The organism is Komagataeibacter rhaeticus, assembly GCF_003207855.1.
GTDB lineage: Bacteria > Pseudomonadota > Alphaproteobacteria > Acetobacterales > Acetobacteraceae > Komagataeibacter > Komagataeibacter rhaeticus.
In genome coordinates, this window is record NZ_NKTZ01000017.1 from 38,719 (window position 1) to 45,531 (window position 6,813).

Here is a 6,813-nt window from a genome sequence, read left to right on the forward strand (position 1 = left end):
AGACCTGACCCCATGAGAGCCCTGCCCCTTTCCATTGGCACCATTCACTTTGTCGGCATCGGCGGCATCGGCATGTCCGGCATTGCCGAAGTGCTGCACATGCTTGGCTATGCCGTGCAGGGTTCCGACATTGCCGAGGGCGCCAATGTCGCCCGCCTGCGTGCCTCGGGCATTCCGGTCACCATCGGCCATGACGCGGCCAACCTGGGCAATGCGCAGGTGGTGGTGACATCGACCGCCGTGCAGCGCGACAACCCCGAGGTGGTGGCCGCGCGCGCGCGCCTGATCCCGGTGGTGCGGCGGGCGGAGATGCTGGCCGAACTCATGCGCCTGCGCTGGTCGGTGGCGGTTGGCGGCACGCATGGCAAGACCACCACCACCAGCCTTGTCGCCGCCGTGCTGGAAGCGGCGAAGCTGGACCCCACCGTCATCAATGGCGGCATTATCGAAGCCTACGGCACCAATACCCGCATGGGTTCGGGCGACTGGATGGTGGTGGAAGCCGATGAGAGCGATGGCTCGTTTTTGCGCCTGCCCTCCGTCATTACCGTCGTGACCAACATGGACCCCGAGCACCTGGACCACTGGGGCACGGAAGAGGCCATGCAGGCGGCGTATGACCAGTTTGTCTCCAACATCCCGTTCTACGGTTTCGCGGTGCTGTGCATCGACCACCCGGCCGTCCAGCAGATGATCCCGCGCCTGTCGGACCACCGCATCATCACCTACGGTTTCTCCCCCCAGGCCGACGTGCGGGCGGAAAAGGTGATTACCGACAAGCTGGGGGCCACGTTCGAGGTCGTGATCACCAACCGCAACCGCAACCGTTCGCGCCGGGCGGGGCCGTTCCGGCTGCCCATGCTGGGCCACCACAACGTGCAGAACGCGTTGGCCGCGATTGCGGTGGGCACCGAGATGGAAATAGACGACGCGACCATCCGCTCGGCCTTTGCCGCCTTCCGCGGGGTCAAGCGCCGCTTCACCCGCACGGGCGAGACCGGGGGCATCACCATCATCGATGATTACGGCCACCACCCCGTCGAGATCGCGGCCGTGCTGAAGGCCGCGCGCCAGGCGGGTGCGGGCAATGTGATCGCGGTGATGCAGCCGCACCGCTATTCCCGCCTGAAAAGCCTGTTCAATGAATTCTGCACCTGCATGAACGACGCGGGCACCGTGATCATTGCCGATGTGTACGCGGCGGGCGAATCGCCGATCGAGGGGATTGACCGCGATGCACTGGTCGAGGGCCTGCGCGAGCGGGGCCACCGCTCCGTCGTGCCGCTGCCCGGCCCGGAACACCTGGCGGAGATGATCAACGCCATTGCCCGGCCCGGTGACTTCGTGGTCTGCCTGGGGGCGGGCAGCATCACCAACTGGGCGCAGGCACTGCCGGCCCAGCTGGCGGAACTGCAGGGCATTGCCCATGCCCCGGCCCAGAAGGCGGATGCCCATTCATGACCGACACCGCCCCCCTGCCGCAATGGGCCCGGGCCCTGGACACGGATGCCTGCCGCCCGCGCGGTCGCCTTACGCCGCAGGCCGCCCTTGGCGCGCGCACATGGTTCCGCGTGGGCGGGGCTGCGGAACTCCTGTTCCAGCCCGCCAGCGCCGAGGACCTGGCGCAGGTCATGCAGTGCCTGCCGCTGGAGGTGCCGGTCCTGCCGCTGGGTGCGTGTTCCAACGTGATCGTGCGCGATGGCGGGATTGACGGGCTGGTGGTACGGCTGGCGCGCGGTTTTGCCACCCTCACGCGTGAGGGTGACGGGCTGGTTGCGGGGGCCGCCTGCCTGGACATGACGGTGGCCGAACACGCGGCGGAAGCGGGGCTGGCGGGGCTGGAATTCCTGGCGGGCATTCCCGGCTCCATTGGCGGGGCGGTGGCCATGAATGCCGGGGCCTACGGATCGGACATGGCGGCGGTGCTGGACTGGGTGGAAGTGGTCACGCGCGACGGGCGGCTCCTGCGCCTGCCCGCGGCCTCGCTGGATTTCAGCTACCGGCACGCAACCCTGCCGCCGCAATCGGTGGTGGTGCGGGTACGGCTGGCGGGACTGCCCGCGTCCCCCGCCGTGATCCGCCAGCGCATTGCCGAAATCCGCACCGCGCGTGAGGCCGCCCAGCCGGTACGCGCGCGCACCGGCGGGTCCACCTTCCGCAATCCCGACCCCGACGAATCGGGGCGGAAGGCATGGGAACTGATTGATGCCGCGGGCTGTCGCGGCCTGCGGCTGGGGGGCGCGCAGATGAGTGAAAAACACTGCAACTTCATGCTCAACACAGACAACGCCACCGCCGCCGACCTGGAAGGGCTGGGGGACGCGGTGCGCCAGCGCGTGCACGCCCATACCGGCGTGACACTGCGCTGGGAAATCCGGCGCATCGGCCGCCCGGCCCCCGCCACGCAGGGAATACCCGCATGACGTGCCGCCGGATTGCCGTGCTGATGGGCGGCCTGTCGGCCGAACGCGACGTCAGCCTGAACAGCGGGCGCAACGTGGCCGAGGCCCTGCGCGGGCTGGGCCACGATGTCCGCTGCATCGACGCGGGCGCCGACCTGCTGGCCATCGTGCGCGACCTGCGCGATTACGGGCCGGATGCCGTGTTCAACGCGCTGCATGGCCGCCTGGGCGAGGACGGCGCGATCCAGGGCGTTCTGGACTGGATGGGCATTGCCTACACCCATTCCGGCGTGCGCGCCTCGGCCACGGCCATGGACAAGGATGCCGCCCGCACCGTGTTTGCCGCCGCTGGCCTGCCCGTAGCCACCGGCATGCTGCTGACCCCGGCGGAACTGGAACCTGCCGACCCGCTACCCGCGCCCTATGTGGTCAAGCCGGTCAATGAAGGCTCGTCGGTGGGGGTGGAAATCGTGCATGCGGGCAGCAACCGCCGCGGCGCGATTGCACGGGGCTGGTCCCATGGCCCGCATGTGCTGGTGGAAGAATACATTCCCGGCCGGGAACTGACCGTGGGCGTGCTGGATGATCGCGCCCTGACGGTAACCGACATCACGCCCGCCGCCAGTGGCCCCAGCTTCTATGACTACGAGGCCAAATACGCCGCCGGTGGCTCCCGCCACGAACTGCCCGCGCGAATCCATCCCGCAGCCTTCGCCCGGGCCTGCGACCTGGCACTGGCCGCCCACCGCGCCCTGGGTTGCCGGGGGGCCAGCCGCACCGATTTCCGCTATGATGACACGGCGGGCGCGGAGGCGCCGGGGCGGCTGGTCATCCTGGAAACCAATACGCAGCCGGGCATGACGCCCACGTCCCTCCTGCCGGAACAGGCAGCATACTGCGGCATGGATTACGCCACCCTGTGCCAGTGGATGATCGACCACGCGACCTGCCGTACATGAGGCGACCGACCGACAGCAATGACCGCCCATCGCGGCTTTCCATCTTCCTGCGCCGCCAGAAGCGCCTGCTGCGGCCGCTGCTGGTGCTGGTGGCGGTGGTGGCGCTGGGGGCCGGAGGGATGACGGCATTGCGGCATGTCGGGTCCGATGAGCGGTTCGCCGCCCTGCGCGCGCGCATCATCAACATGCTGCCGCTGCGCATTACCGAAATTGACGTGACCGGCTGCGTGCTGACCAGTCAGGCGGCACTCCAGCAGGCGCTGGGGGTGCGGACGGGGGATTTCATCCTGGGCTTTTCCATCACCGCCGCGCGCGAACGCATTGATGCGCTGCCCTTTGTCGACCATTCCGTGGTGGAGCGGCACCTGCCGGGCACCATCATCATCCACCTGTTCGAACGCAGCCCCTTTGCCGTATGGCAGAACCATGGTCACTTCATGCTGATCGACCGTGAGGGCCGACAGGTGCGCGACCAGGGCATGACCGGCAAGGATGCGGAAGCCTTCATGCAGCTGCCGCTGGTGGTGGGGCCGGACGCCAACACGGCCGCCGCCGCCCTGATTGATGAACTCTCCGCCCAGCCGGAAGTCCGCGCCCATGTGGTGGCGGCATCACGCGTGGGCCAGCGCCGGTGGAACCTGACCCTGCGCAACGGCACCACCGTGCTGCTGCCCGAGGGGCAGGAAGTCGCGGCCCTGAAGCGGCTTGCACAATTGCAGGAAAATATCAAAATACTGGATCGGCCGGTCATCGCCATCGACATGCGCCTGCCCGACCGCCTGATCATACGCGAATCCCCCCTTGCCCCGAACGACAATGAGCGCGACAAGGGCGACTCGCAGCCACAGGCGGACCCGACGGGCCTGCAGGCGCCTGATGCGCCATGGCTTTCTTCACCTGATACCGGCCCAAGACGGAGGCGGGCATGACCTATCCAGCGCCGGGACCGCTCAAGGCGGGGCTTCCCGCAACACGCACGGCAGCCACACCCCCCGTACCAGCCATAAAGGGGCCGGGCGGCCTGCCCGCGCGCGCACCCCGTGCCCGTGCGGCCACAGCCCTTGTGCCCGCGACCGAACGCGCGCCCACGCGCAGGTTGCGGACGGGGCCGTTCAGCGTGCTTGATATCGGCTCGACCAAGATCGTCTGCCTGATCGGGCGGGGGGAGCCTGACAATACCATCCGCATCCTGGGCCACGGGTGGCGGCGTTCGCACGGGGTGCGCTCGGGCGGGATCGTGGACCTGCGCGAGGCGGAAAGCGCCATCCGCGCCGCCGTGGCGCAGGCGGAGGACATGGCGACGGAACGCCGGGACTCCATTTTCGTGAACCTGTCCTGTGGCCATCCCGAAAGCCGGCACATCAACGCGCGCTGGCCCATAGGCGGGCGCGAGATCACGAAAACCGATGTCAGCCGCATCATTGCCGAAGCCCGCGCCCGCGCCCTGTCCGAAGGGCGTTCGGCCATCCATACCCTGCCGCTGGACTACGCGGTGGACGACACGCAGGAAGTGCTCGACCCGCGTGGCCACCTGTGTGACCTGCTTTCGGCCCGCCTGCATGTGATCGACGCCAACACCACGGCGCTGCGCAACCTGGAGGCGGTGCTCTCGCGCGTTGAACTCAAGATCGAGGGCATGGTCTCCTCCCCGCTTGCCTCCGGCCTTGCGGTGATGAACGAGGACGAACGCAACCTTGGCGCCACGGTGGTGGACATGGGCGGCGGCACCACCTCCATCGGCGTGTTTGGCGAGGGGCGGCTGCTCCATACCGCGACGATTCCGGTGGGCGGGCTGCACATCACGCGCGACATCGCCCACGGGCTGTCCACCTCGATCGACAATGCCGAGCGGCTCAAGACCATCCACGGCTCGGCCGAACTGCTGGCGGGCGACGACCATGACCCGATCCTTGTGCAGCTGATCGGGGACAACGACCATCATTACGTCAAAATTCCAAGGGCAAAGATTGTCTCGATCATCCACCCCCGTGTCGAGGAAACCCTGGAAATGGTACGTGACAGGCTGGAAATGGCCGCAGTCGGCCCCGCATCCGACGGGCGGGTCATCCTGACGGGGGGTGGCTCACTGCTGGAGGGAATCGGGCCGATGGCGGCGCGCATCCTCAACCGTCAGGTCCGGCTTGGCCGCCCGCGCCGGATTGTGGGCCTGCCGGAAAACCCGGCAACGTGGCCGATGTTCTCCACCTCGGCGGGGCTGCTGGCCTGGGCGGCCGGTGCCGCCGATGAAATGGGCGAACCCGACACGCGCGACGCGCGGCCTGACAGCCTTGTGAGACGTTTTGTAGATTTCATCCGTGACAGGGTATAAACTTGTACGGAAACCATTTATTGTACTTTGACTACTAGAATGCCCGCACGCCTACCCCAATCCATCGGGAGCCAAGCATGACCCTCAACCTGACCATCCCGCAACAGAATCATTCCGATTTCACGCCCCGCATCACTGTGATCGGGGTTGGCGGCGGTGGTACCAATGCGGTGGACAACATGATCCATTCGCAGTTGCAGGGGGTAGAATTCGTTGTTGCCAACACCGATGCGCAGCAGCTTTCCCACAGCAGCGCCGACCGCCGCATCCAGCTTGGCCCCCACCTGACGCAGGGGCTTGGCGCCGGCGCCAAGCCCGAGATCGGCCGCGCCGCCGCCGAGGAAGCGTGCGATGAACTGTCACGCCATCTGGACGGCGCGCATATGGTGTTCATCACCGCCGGCATGGGCGGGGGCACCGGCACCGGGGCGGCCCCCGTCATCGCCCGCATGGCGCGCGAGCGGGGCATCCTGACGGTGGGCGTGGTGACCAAGCCCTTCACGTTCGAGGGGCAGCGCCGCTCCAAGTCGGCGGAAGCGGGCATTGCCGAACTCCAGCAGTTTGTCGATACGCTGATCGTCATTCCCAACCAGAACCTGTTCCGGCTGGCCAATGAGCGCACGAGCTGGAAAGACGCCTTCAAGATGGCGGACAACGTGCTGTACATGGGCGTGCGTGGCGTGACCGACCTGATGATGGCGCCGGGGCTGGTCAACCTGGACTTTGCCGATATCCGCACCATCATGGCGGAAATGGGCAAGGCGATGATGGGCACGGGCGAGGCCGAGGGCGAAAACCGCGCCGTGGCCGCCGCCGAGGACGCGATTTCCAACCCGCTGCTGGAAGATACGTCCATGGCGGGCGCGCAGGGCCTGCTGATCAACATTACCGGCGGCGAGGACCTGACCCTGTTCGAGGTGGATCAGGCGGCCAACCGCATCCGTGAGGAAGTGGCGGAAGACGCCAACATCATCTTCGGTTCCGCCATCGATACCTCGCTCAACGGCCGCATCCGCGTCTCCGTGGTGGCGACGGGCATCGACAATCCGCCCGCGCGCGCTGCGGCCGCACCCGAAGCCGCGCCCGCCCCGCAGCCCGCCGCAACGGCGCAGGCGGCGGCACC

At 67.7% G+C, this 6,813-nt stretch carries 6 protein-coding genes; all 6 read left to right on the forward strand.

What is annotated here, in order from left to right; genetic code table 11:
• Positions 1-12: 12 nt before the first annotated feature.
• On the forward strand, positions 13-1,461 hold the full coding sequence (gene murC / locus CFR78_RS12960; RefSeq protein ID WP_007400177.1) for a UDP-N-acetylmuramate--L-alanine ligase: 1,449 nt from the start codon (positions 13-15) through the stop codon (positions 1,459-1,461).
• Positions 1,458-2,423 carry a UDP-N-acetylmuramate dehydrogenase gene (murB, locus tag CFR78_RS12965; RefSeq protein WP_007400176.1) on the forward strand — a complete coding sequence of 322 codons (966 nt, stop codon included), beginning with the start codon at positions 1,458-1,460 and terminating at the stop codon, positions 2,421-2,423. Before murC ends, murB begins: the two co-directional genes overlap by 4 nt.
• The gene (locus CFR78_RS12970) at positions 2,420-3,361 is read left to right on the forward strand and encodes a D-alanine--D-alanine ligase (protein WP_034930767.1); all 942 of its coding nucleotides are present in this window, start codon (positions 2,420-2,422) and stop codon (positions 3,359-3,361) included. The genes murB and CFR78_RS12970 overlap by 4 nt, the downstream gene beginning before the upstream one ends.
• Entirely contained in the window at positions 3,358-4,290 is a 933-nt protein-coding gene (locus tag CFR78_RS12975; RefSeq protein ID WP_034930764.1) for a cell division protein FtsQ/DivIB, read from the forward strand. Before CFR78_RS12970 ends, CFR78_RS12975 begins: the two co-directional genes overlap by 4 nt.
• A complete protein-coding gene (gene ftsA, locus CFR78_RS12980) occupies positions 4,287-5,690 on the forward strand; it encodes a cell division protein FtsA (protein ID WP_034930762.1) in 1,404 nt (467 codons plus the stop codon). Before CFR78_RS12975 ends, ftsA begins: the two co-directional genes overlap by 4 nt.
• Before the next feature lie 77 nt (positions 5,691-5,767).
• Positions 5,768-6,813 (forward strand): cell division protein FtsZ (gene ftsZ, locus CFR78_RS12985; RefSeq protein WP_110581250.1); only part of this gene is annotated, 1,046 nt, incomplete at its 3' end.

What these genes read in the sequence shown, in the direction of transcription:
- murC (WP_007400177.1), top strand. Translation starts at nt 13, where the DNA reads ATGAGAGCCCTGCCCCTTTCCATTGGCACCATTCACTTTGTCGGCATC.
- murB (WP_007400176.1), top strand. Translation starts at nt 1,458, where the DNA reads ATGACCGACACCGCCCCCCTGCCGCAATGGGCCCGGGCCCTGGACACG.
- CFR78_RS12970 (WP_034930767.1), top strand. Translation starts at nt 2,420, where the DNA reads ATGACGTGCCGCCGGATTGCCGTGCTGATGGGCGGCCTGTCGGCCGAA.
- CFR78_RS12975 (WP_034930764.1), top strand. Translation starts at nt 3,358, where the DNA reads ATGAGGCGACCGACCGACAGCAATGACCGCCCATCGCGGCTTTCCATC.
- ftsA (WP_034930762.1), top strand. Translation starts at nt 4,287, where the DNA reads ATGACCTATCCAGCGCCGGGACCGCTCAAGGCGGGGCTTCCCGCAACA.